Source organism: Micromonospora musae (assembly GCF_003626635.1).
Classification (GTDB): Bacteria; Actinomycetota; Actinomycetes; order Mycobacteriales; family Micromonosporaceae; genus Micromonospora; species Micromonospora musae.
In genome coordinates this window covers 387,906-404,843 of the sequence record NZ_RAZT01000003.1, presented here as the reverse complement: position 1 = coordinate 404,843, position 16,938 = coordinate 387,906, and the positions used below count along the sequence as shown (strand labels likewise).

Genomic DNA, 16,938 nt, shown 5'->3' with positions numbered 1-16,938 from the left:
TTTCGCGGCGACCGGCACCCGTGCCGCACAAAAGGAGATGTTCCGGTGACCACCTCCACCGACCGGCCCGATCCCGAGGCGACCACGCTCGCCCTGAGCCGCGACGGCCGCCCGGTCTCCGACCGGGGCGACACGGTCTGCGTCATCGGCGCCGGGGCCAGTGGCCTGGCAGCGATGAAGAACCTCAAGGAACACGGCTTCGGTGTCGACTGCTACGAGCGGGAGACCGGCGTCGGCGGGGCGTGGAACTGGCGCCACGACCGCAGCCCGGTCTACGCCAGCACCCACCTGATCTCGTCCCGGCCGTTCACCCAGTTCCCCGACTTCCCGATGCCGGACTCCTGGCCGGACTACCCGCACCACAGCCAGCTGCTGGCCTACTTCGAGCGGTACGCCGACCACTTCGACCTGCGCTCGCACATCTGGTTCGGCACCGAGGTGATCCGGGTCGAGCCCGTCGAGGGAGACGGCTGGGACGTCACCACCCGCAGCACCGGCGGATACGGCCCGGAACGCACCTCCCGCTACGCGGCAGTGGTGGTCGCCAACGGGCACAACTGGTCGCCGAAGCTCCCCGGCTACCCGGGGCTGGAGGAGTTCCGCGGCGAGGTCATGCACGCGTCCTCGTACAAGGACCCGGCCCAGCTGCGGGGCAAGCGGGTCCTGGTGGTCGGTGCCGGCAACACCGGCTGCGACATCGCCGTCGAGGCCGCGCAGCAGGCGTCGCACTGCTGGCACTCCACCCGGCGCGGCTACTGGTACGCCCCGAAGTACGTCCTCGGGCGCCCCGCCGACCAGGTCAATGACACCTTGCTCGCGCTGCGGGTACCGCTGCGGATGCGGCAGTGGCTCTACCACTCGACGCTGCGCCTCACCGTCGGCGACCTGACCCGGTTCGGGCTGCCGGCGCCGGACCACCGGGTCTACGAGACCCATCCGATCGCGAACAGCCAGCTCGTCTACCACGTGGGGCACGGGGCGATCACGCCCGTGCCGGAGGTCGCCGGCTTCAACCCGTACGGGGTGCAGCTCACCGACGGCCGGCAGATCGAACCGGAGCTGGTCGTCTTCGCCACCGGCTATCTGCCGCGCTTCGACTTCCTCGATCCGAAGGTGCTCGGCGACGACTCCGGGACCGGCCGCCCCAACCTCTGGCTCAACGCGTTCGCGCCGGGGCACCCCACGCTGGCCGTGGTCGGCCTGCTCCAGCCGGACTCGGGCCTGTTCCCGCTGGCGCACTGGCAGGCCGTGCTCTTCGCCCGGCTGCTGCAGGCACGCCGTAGCCGCCCGGACCGGGCGGCGGCGTTCGCCGCGACCGCCCAGGCCCGGGCGGGGGAGCGCTACTCCGGGCCGGTGAAGGAGAGCACCCGGCACTGGTTCGAGGTCGGGCACGTCGACTATCTGCGCGCCGTGCAGCGTGCCCTCGACTCCCTGGAGGGGAAGTGAGCGCGCGCCGCGGGCGAACCGTCGTCGAGGCCGCGTGCCGTCGCCCGGAGCGGGGCGCCAGCGCGAGTGAGCAGAGTGGGCCCGCGGGCCGGGCAGTCACGAGCGAAGGGTTGATTCCGTGAGCAGTGTCCGGGTCATCCGGGGGTCGGAGTGGGCGCGGCCGGTCCGGCCGGTCCGGCGTGAGGTGCTCAGCAACACCCCGGAGCTGGAGGAGGGGCGCTCGCCGCTGCTCTTCGTACCGGGCTTCGGGCACGGGGCGTGGGCGTTCGCCGAGCACTGGCTGGGGCATGCGGTGTCCCGCGGGTTCCCCGCGCACGCGGTGAGCCTGCGTGGCCACGGCGGCAGCGAGGCCGCACCGAAGGCGTCGCTGCGGGCGTACGTCCACGACGTGGTCCAGGTGGCCGCGGGCCTGCCGCGCCAGGCGGTGCTGGTGGGACACGGCGCCGGGGCACTCGTGGTGGCGCACGCGCTGGCCCGCTACCCGGCCCGGGCGGCGGTGCTGGTCTCGCCGGTCTTCGGCGGTTGGGGGACGCTCGGCACCGCGCTCCGGCGCAACCCGGCGGGTACGCTGCCCGCCGCGTTCGGCGGGCGGTTGCGGCTGAGCCGCGCGCAGCTGTTCAGCCGTGAGCTGCCCGATTCGGAGGCCCGGCGGTACGTCTCGACGCTGGGCCGGGCGAGCCGGCGGGCCCAGTGGCAGCTGCTGACCCGCCCGGAGCTGGAGCCGCCGGTGGGCGACCCGCCGGTGCTGGTGCTGGGCAGCCCCGACGACCGGGTGGTGCCGGCCGCGGCGCTCAGCCGGGTGGCCCGCCGCTACGGTTCGGCGCCGCTGCTCTTCCCCGGGATGGGGCACGACCTGATGCTCGACGCCCGGTGGCGGGAGCCGATCGACGCGCTGCTGGACTGGCTCGAGAAGGAGCCGGCGGCGCACTGACCGGTCAGCCGCCCGACGGGTGCTCGACCCGGGTGGCGGAGCGGTCCGGCTGGCCGGGCACGGTGATCGAGGCGGCGTCCGTCCCGCTCACCAGCCGCCGCACCAGCGGGCCGGTCTCATCCAGGGCGCTGAGGTAGGAGCGCGCCCACGCCCGGATGTCGTGCTCGTGCAGGTGCGCCCGCATCGCCCGCATCCGCCGGCTGACGTCGGCCGGGGCGGCGTGCAGCGCGGCGAGCAGCCCCTCCTTCAGCCCTTCCAGGTCGTGCGGGTTCACCAGGTACGCCTGGGACAGCTCGGCGGCCGTCCCGGCGAACTCGCTGAGCAGCAGCGCGCCGGTGTCGTCGACGCGGGCGGCCACGTACTCCTTGGCCACGAGGTTCATCCCGTCTCGCAGCGGGGTCACCGCCATCACGTCGGCGACCCGGTAGAGGGCCGCCAGCTCGGCCCGGTCGAACGGCTGGGTCAGGTAGTGGATCGCCGGCTCGCCGACCCGGCCGAACTCGCCGTTGATCCGTCCGACCTCGCGCTCGACCCGTTCCCGCAGGATCTGGTACTGGCCGACCCGTTCCCGGCTGGGCACGGCGACCTGCACCAGCACCGTGTCGCGGACCTTGACGTGCCCGCTCGCCAGCAGCTCGCTGTACGCCTTGAGTCGCTGCTCGATGCCCTTGGTGTAGTCCATCCGGTCGACGCTGAGGATCACCCGTTCGGGACGGCCGAGGTCCTGCCGCAGCCGTTGGGCCCGGGCGGCGACGTCGGGGCGGGCGGCGAGCGCGGCCATCTCGGCGGTGTCGATGGAGACCGGGAAGGCGCCGATGCGTACGACCCGCCCGTCGACACCGATCCGTCGGTCGGTGGCGGGCAGGCTCAGCACCTTCGCCACGAGCTGGGCGAAGTTGTGCGCGGCCTGGACGCGTTGGAACCCGATCAGGTCGGCGCCGAGCATGCCGCGCAGCAGTTCGGCCCGGCGGGGGAGCTGCATGAACAGCTCCGGCGGTGGGAACGGCACGTGCAGGAAGAACCCGATCCGCAGGTCGGGCCGCATCGCCCGGAGCAGGCCGGGGAGCAGGTGCAGGTGGTAGTCCTGCACCCAGACCACCGCGCCCGGTTCGGCGACCTCGGCGGCGGCCTCGGCGAACCGCCGGTTGACCCGTTGATACGCCTCCCACCAGCGCCGGTGGTGCTCCGGCTGCTCGACGGCGTCGTGGTAGAGCGGCCAGAGCGTCGAGTTGGCGAAGCCCTCGTAGTGGTCGCGCAGGTCCTCGGCGGTGAGCGGGACGGCGCGCATGTGCACCCCGTCGACGTCGGGCAGGGTGGGGGCGGGGCCCGTGCCGCCGGCCCAGCCGACCCAGGTCGCGGGGGTGTGCCGCAGCAGCGGGTGCAGCGCGCTCACCAGCCCGCCAGGGGTGCGCCGCCACTCGCACGCGCCGTCGGGGGCGATGCTGTCGTCGATGGGTAGGCGGTTGGCCACGACGACCAGTGAACTATGTCGCATCTCGGGCATTCCGATCAGCAGTGGACTGACCGCCACGAGAAAGGAACAACCGGTCAGTCAGCGGTGGACGTGACGTTCAGCGGTATTCCTGCTGACCGTAAGTTACACCACTGACACACCGACCGTGGGCGGGCGTCGTCCCGCGATGCGGTCGGTGACCGCCCGGTAGCGGAGGGGTCAGACGACCGCGCCGTCGTCGGGATCGCGGTCGTCCTCGTCGCCGCCGGGGCGCAGCCGCCAGACGAGCGTGACGAAACCGGCGAGGATCCCGGTGAAACCGACCAGCGTGACCATCGAACGGTCGATCGGGAGCAGCGACGGAAAGAGGAAGAGCACGAAGCCGACCACCACGGCGAACACGCCGACCGCGGCGTACTTGGAGATTCGCGGCAGCGGCGGCGGAGGCGGCGGCGTGTAGCGCTCGTCCTCGTCGTCGGGCAGGTCGGCGCCGAAGGTGTCCAGCCCGTCGAGCAGCGACGGCTCGTCGTGCCGGTCGGTGCGCCCGACCGAGACGCCGGAGATGTCGGCCGCGTACGGCAGGCGGCGTACGTCGGTCGCGGTCGGCCCGGCCTCGTCGGTCCCCGCCCGGGTCAGCGGGCCGGCGGCCGGCCCGCTCGGCTCGTCGATGTCCTCGGCGGCCGGCCAGGGGTTGGCGCCGGCGGTCGGCGTGGTGTGGAAGCCGGCCACGATCCGTGCCCACTCGGCGTCGATGTCCGGCTCGTCGGCGGGGGGCTGCTCGGGCGTGCCCTCGTCGGCGAGCTGGCTCAGGTAGTCCCGCGCGGTCGTCAGGTGCGAGCGGTCGACGTAGAGGCGGTCGACCGGCCGGGCCGGGACCGTGGTGGTGCGGGTGACCGGGTTGAGATCGGCCGACGGCTGGAGGTACGCGGCGATGCCGCCGGCGGCCAGGACGTCCAGCAGGTGTTCGCCGACGCGTGGATCGACGTCGCCGGCGATGGCGTACTCGCTCGCGTCGAGCCCGTTGTCCCGCCGTCCCCGGCGGGCCCCACCCGCTGACACCGGACACCCTCCTCAACGCGCCTGCGGCGCGGCCGCCCCATCCCCCACGGCGTGACCCGCACGCCGTGCTTTGAATCGTGACACGTCACGACCCTGTTGCGGGAGTGCGTTGTGTCGCGTCTTCCAAACTCGGACCCCGTGTCGCTGGTCGCGGGCAGCGTCGTATGTCTGTTTGTGCGGAGAACGGCAGGCGGTCCGCAGGGCGGAATGCGCCCGGACGCGCGAGCCCGGCCGCCGACGGATGATCGACTCGAACGTCCATGGAGCCGGGCGGTCCGGGTGAGCGGGAGACCCCGACCTCCTCGAACCCGAGTCGATCACGAACTGGTCATCGGGCGTTCGGGGCGGCGACCGTGTCGGCGACCGACACCCGGACCGGATCCGGGTCCGCCCAGCTCCAGTTCGGGTGGGCGCGGTTGGTGAGCAGCACGAGGACCAGCTGCCGGACCGGGTCGACCAGCAGGGAGGTGCCCGTGAAGCCGGTGTGCCCGAAGGTGCGGGGACCGCTCAGCCGGCCCATGAACCAGGGCTGGTCGAGCACGACGCCGAGACCGTGCGCCGAGGTGCGGTGCGGGCGCTCCGGATCCACGGCCGGCAGCCCCGCGTTCACGTTCTCGAGCATCCGCCGGGTGAGCTCCTCCGACAGGATCCGGGTGCCCCGGTAAGCGCCACCGCCCAGCAGCAGCTGCCCGATGACGGCCACCTCGGCGGCGGTGCTGAAGATGCCCGCGTGGCCCGCGATCCCACCCATGTGGTTGGCGACGTCGTCGTGCACCACCCCGCGCAGCAGCCCCCGCGACGAGCGGGCGTCGGTGGCGACGAGCCGGGCCGCCTGCTCCGCGGCGCTCAGCCAGGTCTTCGGCTTGAAGCCGGTGTCGTGCAGGCCGAGGGGACCGGTCAGCCCGGCCCGGAGCGCCTGGTCCAGCGGCCGGCCGGTGACCTTCTCCACGAGGAACGCGAGCACCATGAACCCGACGCTGGAGTAGCGGAAGACCGTGCCGGGCGTGGCCCCGCTGACCAGGGGAGTGGCCAGCACCGCCGCCCGGCGAGCCGCGTCGTCGGGCAGGCCGACCACCTTGGCGCCGACCGGCAGGCCGCTGGTGTGCGCCAGCAGCATCGCGACGGTGATCTTGTCCTTGCCGGCGCCGGTGAACCCGGGCAGGTGGTCCACCACCTTCGTGTCCAGCTCCAGCTGCCCGCTGTCGACCTGCTGCAGGGCGAGGATCGCCGTGTAGACCTTGGTGAGCGAGGCGAGGTCGAAGATCGAGTCGTACCGCATCGCGACCTGCTTGGACTCGGGCAGCAGCACCGGGCCGGCGCCGTACCGCAGCGCCTTGCCCACCCACGCCTTCGCCAGGTCCGCCCCGTTCAGCTGGCAGAGCGCGACCGCGCCCGCGTACGCCGGATGGTCGGGGTTGTCGTCGGTCGGGGAGAGATGACGGCCGAGGGTCAGGCGCAACCTGCCGGCCAGGTCGGTCCGGCCGCGTCCGGGCGCGGGCGCGGCGGGATCGGGCGCGGCCTGGCCGGTGCCGCGCGCGGGCGCCCGGCCCGGCGCGGACGGCGGGGCGGCGCTCCCGCTCGCGGCGGGGCTGGTGGCCGGCTCGGCCGCGACCGGACGGGTCACCTCCCGGCAGCCGGCGAGGGCTGCGGACGCGGCCGCGAGACCGGCCCCGAGCACGGTACGGCGGTGCAGCGACATGCGGCGCATCATGACAGGCGAAATCGACAGGTGCCAGTCCGCCGAGGAGTCCGTTGTGGCCGGTGCCCGTGCTTCGTAGGCTTCTTCCCCTGACAACCGTCCGGCCTCCCGACCGACAGGCCGAGGGCGGACGACGTCGTGACCGCCACTGGGAAAGGACGCCGGTGTTCTACTGGCTGATGAAGTACGTCCTGCTCGGCCCGCTGCTGCGGGTGCTCTTCCGTCCGCAGGTGGAGGGGCTGCACCACGTACCGGCCACCGGCCCGGTGATCCTGGCCAGCAACCACCTCTCCTTCTCCGACTCGATCTTCACCCCGTTGATGGTCAAGCGGAAGGTCACCTTCGTGGCCAAGGCCGAGTACTTCACCGGCAAGGGGATCAAGGGCTGGCTGACCAAGATGTTCTTCGTCAGCACCGGCACCATCCCCGTCGACCGCTCCGGCGGGCGGGCGGCCCGAGCCGCCCTCGACACCCAGCTGGAGGTGCTGCGGGGCGGGGGCATCGCCGGCATCTACCCGGAGGGCACCCGCTCGCCGGACGGCCGGCTCTACCGGGGCAAGACCGGGGTGGCCCGGCTGGCCCTGGAGAGCGGCGCGCCGGTGGTGCCAGTGGTGATGCTGAACGCCGACGAGATCCAGCCACCCGGCAAGCTGATCCCGAAGATCGCCCGGGTGCGGATCCGGTTCGGGGCCCCGCTCGACTTCTCCCGCTACCGCGGCCTGACCGGTGACCGGTTCGTCGAGCGTGCGGTCACCGACGAGATCATGTACGACCTGATGGAGCTCTCCGGCCGCGAGTATGTCGACGTGTACGCGCAGAAGATGAAGAACCAGCCTGCCGCGCCGGTGGCCGCCTGACCCGGCTAGCGGACACCCCGTTCCCGAGCAGCCCGGCGGCGTGCTCCGGTGGCCGCCTGACCCGGCTACCGGACACCCGCCAACCGGAGCAGCCCGGCGGCGTCGTTGCGGATCGCGAACTCGTGCAGCCGGGCCCGGGCCTCGGCCGCGCCCGCCGGGTCGACCGCCGAGCGCGGACCGATCGACAGCGCGGTCGTGATGATCTCGTCGGTCACGTCGGTCATCCGCGCGTAGCTCGCCGCCGCGCCCCGCATCAGCTCGGCGGCGGTACCGGGGTCGCCCGCGGCGTTGGCAAGGACGGCGTCGGCGACCTGACCGGCCGCCCGCGCCCAGGGGGTCATCCGGGGCGCCCGGCCCAGCAGGTCCCGCACGAGCCGGGCCGCGTCGGGGCCGAGCACCCCGGCGACGTGCCCGACCGCCGGCACCCACTCGGCGAACGGGATCATCTGGGTCCGCCGCCAGTCCTCGTCCAGCTCGGTGAGCAGCGCCATCGCCTCGTCCCGCCGGCCCTGCACCGCCCGGCAGAGCGCCGCGTGCGCCAGCGTGGAGCGCAGCACCCGGTGGAAGCCGCTGCGGCGCGCGGCGACCACCGCCTGCTCGACCAGGTCCCCGGCGTCGCCGGCCGCCCCGGCCTCCCGCAGCGGCCGCGTCACGCGCAACCCGCGCATCCACCCCGACACCGCCACGATGTGCAGGTCCCACTCCGCGGTCGGCCGGCGCGTCGACTCCGCGGCCGTGGCCAACGCCGACGTCCACTCGCCCGCGTAGTAGGCCCGGGCCCACTGGTCCTCGAAGCTGGTGGCGATGCTGTGCTCGCCGCCGAGGTCCAGCGTCCGCTGCTCGTCCACCAGCCGGGCCGAGCCGGCGAGGTCCCCCTCCTCCTGCAACGCCCAGGCGAGGTTCTGCACCGCCCGGCGGCGGCTGGCCAGCCGCTCCAGCCGGCAGTGCTCGGTCACCTCGGCGAGCTCGGCGTACGCGTCGCCGGAGCCGGCCATGTAGCGCGCGACGGCGAGGGTGATCCGGGCGTTCGCCTGCGACTCCCGCAGCTGCAGCCGCTCGGCCAGCGCAGCGGCGGCCTGGGCGGCGGCGCACGCCGGCTCGGTCTCCGCGTTGAGCATGTGCACCCGGGCGAGCTCCAGCAGGGCGCCCGCCTTCTCCTGGCTGTCCGGCAGCTCGGTGTAGAGGCCGATCGCCCGGTCCAGGAAACGCTGGGTGGCCGGCCGGTCGGCCCGGCTCCAGGCGGCGGTCGCCAGGAGCGTCCAGGCCCGCGCGGCGCCCGTACGGTCACCGTCCTCGGTGAGCCGGCGGGCGAGCCGGGCCAGGAGGTCCGCACCGCCGGCCACCAGGAACGCGTCGCCGTCGCGGTAGAACGCCAGCTCGGTGTCGAAGAGCTCCAGCGCCGGATCCGGCGGCAGGTCCAGCGCCAGCGCCCGCCCGACCAGCGTGGCGGCGGTCTCCAGCGCGTGCAGCTCGTACGCCCGCCGGGCCGCCCGGTGCAGGGCGTTGCGCGCCGGCCGGGCGTACGGGCTGGTGTCCACGCCGACCGTCCGGGCGATCTCGTGCGCCGCCCAGCGGTGGTTGGCCAGCACCTCGGCCAGGTCGTGCTGCCGGCCGTCGGCGAGCTGCTCCAGCCAGTCGGCGGTGTGGTGGTGGCGCAGCACCCGCTCGGCCCGGGGCAGCCGCTGGTAGCAGACGTCCCGCACCAGGACGTGCCGGAACCGGTACTCCGACTGGCCGGGCATCGTCGTGCTGGTCTGCTCGTACACCAGGTCACGGCGTTGCAGCCGGTCCAGCGCCCGCTCCACCCAGCCCACCGGCCGGCCGAGCGCGGTGGCCACCGGCGCGGCCCAGAACTGCACGCCGACCACCGCGGCGGCCTGCAGGACCGCCCGGTCGGCCGGGTCCAGCAGGTCGAGCCGGTTGGCGATGACGGCCTGCACCGTCCGGGGCATCTCCGCGCCGCCGGCCGGCCCGACCGAGCCGACCCCGTCCAGGAGGCCGCCGTCGAGCAGCATCCGGGCGTACTCCTGCGCGTAGAGCGGGTTGCCGTCGGCGAACTCGATGAGCGGGGTGCGCTGCGTCGACGGCAGCGTCGCCTTCCCCAGCAGCAGCGAGTAGAGGGTGTCGATGTCGGAGTCGTGCATCGGCGGCACCGAGATGGACATGGCGCCGCTGATCGTGCCGGTCCACGCCGGATGCCGCTCCCGCAGCTCCGGCCGGGCGGTCGCGACCACCAGCAGCGGCACGCCCCGGGCCGTCGCGCCCAACTGCTCGACGAAGGCGAGCAGGGTCTGGTCGGCCCAGTGCATGTCCTCGAAGACCAGCACGGTCGGCCCGGCGGCGGCCAACGCGAGCAGGAACCGCCGCCACGCCGCCTCGGTCTCGCCGAGGGTGAGCCGCTCGCCCGGCAGACCGAGCAGCGGGCCGAGCGCCTCGGCCAGCCGTACGGCGTGCGGGTCGGCGAGCTGACCCAGCCGGGCGCGCAGCCGGTCGCGCAGCGCCACCGGGTCCTCGGCCCCCGGCATCGCCACCCAGCTCTTCACGATGTCCGTGAGCGCCGCCCAGGTGACGTTCTCGCCGAACGGTGGACACTGCCCGACGAGCCAGGTGATCGGCGGCCCGGGCAGGCTGCCGGCGTGCCGGGCGAGTTCGCGCAGCAGGCGACTCTTGCCCACCCCCGCCGGGCCGAAGACCGTCATCAGCTGCGACGTCCGCTCATTGACCATCCGGTGCAGCGCGTTGACCAGCAGGCCGCGCTCGTGCTCGCGGTCCACCATCGGGGTCAGCTCGGCCGTTCGCGGGTCGCGGTGCGGCTTGGCCCGGACGGCCAGCCAGATGCGGCTCACCGCCGAGCGGCCGCGCAGCGTGACCGGCGGACGGTCGGCGTACTCGAGCTCGTGACGGGTGGCCGACCAGGTGGCCTCGTCGACCACGACGCCGCCGGACGGGGCGAGGGACTGCAACCGGGAGGCGGTGTTGACCACGTCGCCCGTCACGAACGCCTGGCCGCCGTCGCGGGTGGCCGAGAGGTCGACCAGGGCCTCACCGGTGGCGATACCGACCCGGAAGCCGAGCGCCGGCCGCGCGCCGTCCGGCTGGCGGGCCAGGTTGCGTTGCAACTCGAGGCCGGCGCGGACACAGCGCAGCGCGTCGTTGTCGGTGGCGACCGGCGCGCCGAAGAGCGCCATCACCGCGTCGCCGATGTACTTCTCGACCACCCCGCCGTACTGGTGCACGATCCGGCGCACCGCGGCGAAGTACGCCTGCTGCAGGCCACGGGCCTGCTCCGGGTCGGCCCGTTCGGCGTACGCGGTGAAGTCCACGATGTCCACGAAGAGGACACTGACCTGTCGCCGGTCCTCCTGGACGGTCACCACGTGGTCGCGCAGCGGGTGCCCGCAGCTGGTGCAGAAGTTGGCCTCGGTGCTGTTGGCGTGGCCACACTGCGCGCAGCTCACGGCGAGCGGCTGGCCGCATCCGCCGCAGAAGCGGTCGTCCGGTCCAGCCGCGCGTGCGCAGTGTCCACACTTCAGGTCGATGTCCAGCTCCGTACGCAGAGAGCGCCAGTATCGCCGCGCGCGGGCCCAGTCGGGTACCCGACGTGCGGGCGGGCCTCGCGCCCGATCGGTCGGGGCTAGTCTTCCGTACCAGGAAATTTCACGTCAGGAGAGTGCCGTGCAGGTGCGATTGTCCGCCCCGTGGACCGATCCGGCTGGCAGGGTGTGGGCTGCGGGGGACACGATCGACGTCGACGCGGTGATTCTCGCCGAGCTGGAGGAGCAGGGCATGGTGGAAGAGCCCAAGGGTCAGGCGAGCGGGTCGGCGGAGACGACGACCACGCCCGCGGCGCCCAAGCCGACCGATCCGACCAAGATCGGCCCGGGGCCCGGTGCCCCGCCGGCCGACGACAACGACAACTGAGCAACCGGGTGGGGCCGGCGGGCAGGAGCCTGACGGCCCCATCCGTCTGCGCCGACGGCGTCGGCGTACGACGAGCCGGCCGCGTGGGGGACCGGGCCGTCCGATGCGGACGATCCCCGGCCAACCGGCCCTCGGCCGGTCTCCTCTCCGGCGTCAGCGGTCGTTCATGCCCGCGCGTCGGCGCAGCGCCGCCACGTCGGTGACCACGATGCGGCGCCCCTCGGTACGCAGCCAGCCGCGGTTGGCGAACGAACCGATCGCCTGGTTGACGCTCTGCCGGGAGCCGCCGGCCATCTCCGCCAGCTGACTCTGGTTGAGCTCGATGGTGATCATCGGCGCCTGACTCTCGCCGGCCAGCCGGACCAGCGTCTTGGCCACCCGACCGGGCAGGTCGAGGAAGACGTGGTCGGCGTTCTGCTCGGTGAGGCGGCGGATCAGCGCGCCGAGGGACCGCATCACGGCGTCGAGGATGCGCGGATTGGAGTGCACCAGCTCCATGAAGGCGCCCCGGGAGAGCGCGAGGGCGGTGCAGTCCTCGATCGCCTCGGCGGAGGCGGAGCGGGTGGAGGCGTCCAACAGGGAGACCTCGCCCAGCACGTCTGGGGGACGGATCACCGACAGCACGGCCCGTTCGCCGGTCGGGGCGGTGCGGAAGACCGCGACCGCGCCCCGGCGCAGCACGATCAGGGACTCGCCCGGGTCGTTCTCGACGAAGAGCAGCTGACCCTTGCGGTACGTGCGTGGCACGGCGGCGGCGATGACGCGCTGCCGCACCTCCGGCTCGAGCCCGGCGAACATCTCCACACCCGTGAGTGCGTCACCCGGCTCCGGAAGGCGAACCCCCTCCACGGCCCAACCCCTCCCCGGTCAAGGACCACAACACGCACCGGTGAACCTGACGGGCCTCGACGGTTGGTGAGCTGACACCGTTCGGCGCGGGTAGCGGTACACATCAGATCATGACGGTCGTGTCGCTTGCTGTACACCCCTGAAATCACTTCCGTGACACTCCCGAGCTGCGGCAACCGGCATCGTGGGGTGGCGGATCCAGCTGCTGGGGCCGGGGAGGCGTTATCCGGCCGGCGGCGGCCGTGCGGGTGCGGGCCCGCGCGGCCGCCGCCGGCGTACGACGAGGAGCGCCGGCCCGGGGTCGGCCGCGGTGCCTGCCCCCGCCCGACGCGCCGAACCGGCGGTGGGCGAGGATGTCAGTGATGGCCTACCGCTACTTCTACGACTGCGAGTTCATCGAGGACGGCTCGATCGTCGACCTCGTCTCGATCGGCGTCGTCGACGAGTTCGGCCGCGAGTTCTACGCGGTCTCCACGGAGTTCGACGGCTCCCGGGCGATCCCGTGGGTCCGCCGCAACGTGCTGGACCGGCTGCCGTCCCCGGCCGACCGCGCCTGGCGCTCCCGCGAGCGCATCCGGGACGAGCTGTACGACTTCCTGACCGAGCCGGTCCGCGGCCGCCCCGGGGAGCAGATCGAGCTGTGGGCCTGGTACGCCGCGTACGACCACGTGGTGCTGGCGCAGCTGTGGGGGGCGATGCCGGCGCTGCCCCGGGAGATCCCGCGGTTCACCAAGGAGCTGCGGCAGCTCTGGGACGACCGGGGCCGCCCGCCGCTGCCGGAGGCCGAGGCGGCCCGGCACGACGCGCTGGTCGACGCCCGGCACAACCTGGCCCGGTGGCGGGCCATGACCGCGCGCTGAGCCCCCGACGGCGGGCGGTTCTCCTCCGCCGGGGCGGTGGTCGGTCCGCCGGTGGCGACGAGCGCCCGCCGGGGCGACGGACGGCCACCCACGGTGACGGTGCCGGCGCGATCCACGAGGGTCCGCGGCGCGGCGACCGCCGGTGGGCCGGAGCGGAAACCGGGAGGTCCGGCACGGAACACCCCGTTCCCGGGCGCACCACGCGGGCCGCGCTGTCGCGGCTCGGACGGGCGGACTACAGTGCGCAGTGACGGCCCGCCCCGGGCCGGCAACGGCGCCGATGTCTGATCGACACCTAACCTGGGGCTTACGAGGGCTTCATCTTGATGCTCCAGGAGGATGAGCAGATCATGCGTATCGGCGTGCTCACCGGTGGTGGCGACTGCCCTGGTCTCAACGCGGTCATCCGCGCGGTGGTCCGCAAGGGCGTGGCCACGTACGGTCACGAGTTCGTGGGCTTCCAGGACGGTTGGAAGGGCCCGCTGGAGGGTCTGTCCAAGCCGCTGGGCATCGCGGAGGTCCGCGGCATCCTGCCGCGCGGCGGCACCATCCTCGGCTCGTCCCGGACCAACCCGTTCAAGATCGAGAACGGCGTGGAGCGGATCAAGGACAACCTCGCCGCGCAGGGCGTGGACGCCCTGATCGCGATCGGCGGCGAGGACACCCTCGGCGTCGCCACCAAGCTCTACGAGCTGGGCGTGCACGTCATCGGCGTGCCGAAGACGATCGACAACGACCTGGGCGCCACCGACTACACGTTCGGCTTCGACACCGCCGTGAACATCGCGATGGAGGCGATCGACCGGCTGCACACCACCGCCGAGAGCCACCACCGCACCCTCGTCGTCGAGGTGATGGGCCGCCACGCCGGCTGGATCGCGCTGCACGCGGGCCTCGCCGGCGGCGCCAACGTGATCCTCCTGCCGGAGCGGAACTTCGACGTCGAGCAGGTCGCCGGCTACGTCGAGAAGCGCTTCCAGCACCAGTACGCCCCGATCGTGGTCGTCGCCGAGGGCGCCCAGCCGCTGGAGGGCCAGATGGTCCTGCAGAACCAGGAGCTCGACGCGTTCGGCCACGTCCGCCTCGGCGGCATCGGCCAGTGGCTCGCCGAGCAGCTGGAGGCGAAGACCGGCAAGGAGGCCCGCACGGTCGTGCTGGGCCACATCCAGCGCGGCGGCACCCCGACCGCGTTCGACCGGGTGCTCGCCACCCGCCTCGGCCTGCAGGCGATCGACGCCGCGCACGAGGGCGACTGGGGCAAGATGGTCGCGATGCAGAGCACGGACATCGTCCGGGTGCCGCTGGCCGAGGCCACCCGTGAGCTGAAGACCGTGCCGCTGGAGCGGTACGCCGAGGCCGAGGTCTTCTTCGGCAGCTGATTCACCGCCACGGCGCCGCGGTGGTCGTACGGCCACCGCGGCGTCGAGCGTGGCGAGGAGAGGGGTAGGGCGGCATGTCACCCGGGGTGCACACGATCGCGGTGATCGGCACCGGCAAGATCGGCGAGCTGGTCCTCTCCGGCCTGCTGCGCTCGGGCTGGCCGGCGGACCGGCTGCTCGCCACCGCCCGCCGCCCCGCCCGCGCCGAGGAGCTTTCCGGCCGGTACGGCGTACGGGTGGTGGAGAACCTCGTCGCGGTGGAGGAGGCCGAGGTGCTGGCGGTCGCGGTCAAGCCGCAGGACGCCGCCGCCCTGCTGGACGAGATCGGGCCGAAGGTCCCCGCCGACAAGCTGGTGATCTCGCTCTGCGCCGGCCTGCCCACCAGCTTCTTCAACCGGCGGCTGCCCGAGGGGACCCCGGTGGTCCGGGTCATGACCAACACGCCGGCGCTGGTCGACGAGGCGATGACCGCGATCTCCGCGGGCCCGCACGCCACCGGGGCGCACCTGGGTCTGGCCGAGGAGATGTTCAAGCCGCTGGGCGCGACGGTCCGGGTCCCCGAGTCCCAGCAGGACGCGGTCACCGCGCTCTCCGGCTCCGGGCCGGCCTACTTCTACCTGCTCGTCGAGGCGATGATCGACGCGGGCATCCTGCTCGGGCTGCCCCGGCAGGTGGCGCACGAGCTGATCGTGCAGACCGCGATCGGTTCGGCGGTGATGCTGCGGGACTCCGGCGAGCACCCGGTGAAGCTGCGCGAGGCGGTCACCTCGCCCGCCGGCACCACCATCTCCGCCGTGCGTGAGCTGGAGAAGCACGGCGTACGGGCGGCGCTGCTCGCCGCCCTCGAAGCGGCCCGGGACCGGGCCCGGGAGCTCGCCGGCCAGGCCGACTGAGCCCCCGGGGTCGCCTAGGGCGTGTGTCGAAGTCCTCGGTCGAGCCGAGGCGGAGTCCAGGCGGCGGTCCGGTAAGGCGGGGATTCGTTCGGATACCGGTGTTGTATCCGGACGAAGCGCCGACGCCGCCGGTCCGTCGTCTGGGCCCGCCGCAGGCCGGCCAGGGACTTCGACACACGCCCTAATAGAGCAGGTAGGGGCGGCGGGCCCGCTCGAACGCGGCCAGCTCGGGGGCCCAGGCGCCGACCACGTCGTCCACGTCCGCCCCCGCGTCGATCATCGTGCGCAGCCGGGGCGAGCCGGTGAGCTTGTCGATCCAGTACGGCCGGGCGGTGTCCCAGGAGTCCTGCCGCCAGGCGAACGCCGGATAGCGGTGCGCCTCCACCAGCATCGCGACCCCCGTCCGGACCGGGTCGTAGACGCCACGATCGATTACCTTCACCTCGACCCCGGCGCAGAGCTTGTTGAGCAGCGCCGGCTTCTGCCCGGCCGAGGTCGGCGTGAAGTACGCCTCGCGGAACTCGACGCCGGGCAAGTCGCGGGCGTTGAGGCGGTCGCTCCAGTGGTAGTCGAACTCCTCGGCCAGGCCGCCGATCAGCTCGAACGGCCGGCAGGTGCCGCGGCCCTCGGTGATCGAGGCGACTCCCTCGAAGAGGCAGGTGCCGGGGTAGACCAGCGCGGTGTCCTGGGTGGGCATGTTCGGGCTCGGCATCACCCAGGGCAGGTCGGTGTCGGCCGCCAGCAGGCTGCGCTTCCAGTGGCGGCACTTGACGACGTGCAGGTCGACCGTGCCGCCGATCTCGGCGGGCAGGAACTTCGCGTTGAAGAAGCGCGCCAGCTCGCCCACGGTCATCCCGTGCTGCTGGACGATCTCCTTGAGCCCCACGCCCGAGGTGTAGCCCGGCGTCATCATCGGGCCGCGGGCGCGCCCGCCGACCGGGTTGGGCCGGTCCAGCACCACGTACCGCTTGCCGGTGCGGGCGGCGGCGGCCATCGAGGTGTACATGGTCCAGATGTAGGTGTAGAACCGGGCGCCGACGTCCTGGATGTCGAAGACGACCGTGTCGACCGCGGCTTCGGCGAACATGCTCTCCCACTTCGCCTGGGAGGCGCCGTACGCGTCGTAGACGGTGATCCCGGTGCGGGCGTCGATGCCGGTGCCCTCGCTGCCGCCGGCCTGCGCGGAGCCGCGGAAGCCGTGCTCGGGGCCGAACGCCGCGGCGATCTGGACCTCACCCGAGGCGTGCATCAGGTCGACCAGGTGCCGGTAGGCGGAGTCCACGCCGGTGGGGTTGGAGATCACCCCGACGCGCTGGTCGGCCAGCTCGGCGAAGTCGGACCGGACCAGTACGTCGAGCCCGGTCTCCACCCGGCGGAGCCCGGGCGTCGCGAGGCCGGGCGAGCCGGGCGCGACGGCGGCCGCCACCCCCACCGTCACCGCACCCGCACCGGTCAGGAATCGTCTGCGCTCCACGGTCCACCTCCCATCGGTTGTTCGAAACTTAGCTACATGTAGATACCTCGTCAAGGAAGGTTAGCTACAGCCAGGTGCACGAACGGGCGAGGTGACCGGGGTGGGCGGGCGACCATA

General features: G+C 73.3%; 13 protein-coding genes. 7 read left to right on the top strand and 6 right to left on the bottom strand.

From position 1 onward, the window contains the following. Positions 1 to 45: 45 nt before the first annotated feature. Positions 46 to 1,446, top strand: a complete 1,401-nt coding sequence (locus D7044_RS07650) for a flavin-containing monooxygenase (protein WP_120688368.1) — start codon at positions 46 to 48, stop codon at positions 1,444 to 1,446. A 118-nt stretch (positions 1,447 to 1,564) separates the two neighbouring features. Continuing rightward, complete coding sequence (locus tag D7044_RS07645) at positions 1,565 to 2,377, top strand: alpha/beta hydrolase (protein WP_120678275.1); 813 nt, start codon at positions 1,565 to 1,567, stop codon at positions 2,375 to 2,377. A gap of 4 nt (positions 2,378 to 2,381) precedes the next feature. On the opposite strand, the gene D7044_RS07640 is transcribed toward D7044_RS07645, so the two are convergent. The 3 genes from D7044_RS07640 to D7044_RS07630 form a co-directional block, all read right to left on the bottom strand. Beyond that, positions 2,382 to 3,872 carry an alpha,alpha-trehalose-phosphate synthase (UDP-forming) gene (locus D7044_RS07640; RefSeq protein ID WP_120678912.1) on the bottom strand — a complete coding sequence of 497 codons (1,491 nt, stop codon included), beginning with the start codon at positions 3,870 to 3,872 and terminating at the stop codon, positions 2,382 to 2,384. Positions 3,873 to 4,049: 177 nt separating this feature from the next. Then, complete coding sequence (locus D7044_RS07635) at positions 4,050 to 4,889, bottom strand: DUF308 domain-containing protein (RefSeq protein ID WP_120688367.1); 840 nt, start codon at positions 4,887 to 4,889, stop codon at positions 4,050 to 4,052. A 328-nt stretch (positions 4,890 to 5,217) separates the two neighbouring features. Then, positions 5,218 to 6,588, bottom strand: a complete 1,371-nt coding sequence (locus tag D7044_RS07630; protein ID WP_233564895.1) for a serine hydrolase domain-containing protein — start codon at positions 6,586 to 6,588, stop codon at positions 5,218 to 5,220. A gap of 164 nt (positions 6,589 to 6,752) precedes the next feature. Between D7044_RS07630 and D7044_RS07625 the strand changes: the two genes are divergently transcribed. Beyond that, entirely contained in the window at positions 6,753 to 7,445 is a 693-nt protein-coding gene (locus D7044_RS07625; RefSeq protein WP_120678269.1) for a lysophospholipid acyltransferase family protein, read from the top strand. Between the two features lie 65 nt (positions 7,446 to 7,510). Here the strand turns inward: D7044_RS07625 and D7044_RS07620 are convergent, their stop codons facing one another. Beyond that, on the bottom strand, positions 7,511 to 10,978 hold the full coding sequence (locus D7044_RS07620; RefSeq protein ID WP_120688365.1) for an ATP-binding protein: 3,468 nt from the start codon (positions 10,976 to 10,978) through the stop codon (positions 7,511 to 7,513). A gap of 142 nt (positions 10,979 to 11,120) precedes the next feature. On the opposite strand from D7044_RS07620, the gene D7044_RS07615 reads away from it, so the two are divergent. Next, positions 11,121 to 11,366: a hypothetical protein gene (locus D7044_RS07615; RefSeq protein WP_120678265.1), complete on the top strand. Its 246-nt coding sequence runs from the start codon at positions 11,121 to 11,123 to the stop codon at positions 11,364 to 11,366. 153 nt (positions 11,367 to 11,519) lie between these two features. On the opposite strand, the gene D7044_RS07610 is transcribed toward D7044_RS07615, so the two are convergent. Beyond that, entirely contained in the window at positions 11,520 to 12,164 is a 645-nt protein-coding gene (locus D7044_RS07610) for a Crp/Fnr family transcriptional regulator (protein WP_120678910.1), read from the bottom strand. A 413-nt stretch (positions 12,165 to 12,577) separates the two neighbouring features. On the opposite strand from D7044_RS07610, the gene D7044_RS07605 reads away from it, so the two are divergent. The 3 genes from D7044_RS07605 to proC all read left to right on the top strand — a co-directional run bounded on the left by D7044_RS07605 (position 12,578) and on the right by proC (position 15,347). Then, positions 12,578 to 13,075, top strand: coding sequence for a polyadenylate-specific 3'-exoribonuclease AS (locus D7044_RS07605; RefSeq protein ID WP_120678264.1), 498 nt, complete (start codon positions 12,578 to 12,580; stop codon positions 13,073 to 13,075). 350 nt (positions 13,076 to 13,425) lie between these two features. Continuing rightward, on the top strand, positions 13,426 to 14,454 hold the full coding sequence (locus D7044_RS07600) for a 6-phosphofructokinase (RefSeq protein ID WP_120678908.1): 1,029 nt from the start codon (positions 13,426 to 13,428) through the stop codon (positions 14,452 to 14,454). Between the two features lie 74 nt (positions 14,455 to 14,528). Next, positions 14,529 to 15,347: a pyrroline-5-carboxylate reductase gene (proC, locus tag D7044_RS07595; RefSeq protein ID WP_120678262.1), complete on the top strand. Its 819-nt coding sequence runs from the start codon at positions 14,529 to 14,531 to the stop codon at positions 15,345 to 15,347. 181 nt (positions 15,348 to 15,528) lie between these two features. Here proC and D7044_RS07590 read toward each other — a convergent pair whose 3' ends face one another. Continuing rightward, complete coding sequence (locus D7044_RS07590) at positions 15,529 to 16,821, bottom strand: exo-beta-N-acetylmuramidase NamZ family protein (protein WP_120688364.1); 1,293 nt, start codon at positions 16,819 to 16,821, stop codon at positions 15,529 to 15,531. Positions 16,822 to 16,938 lie beyond the last annotated feature (117 nt).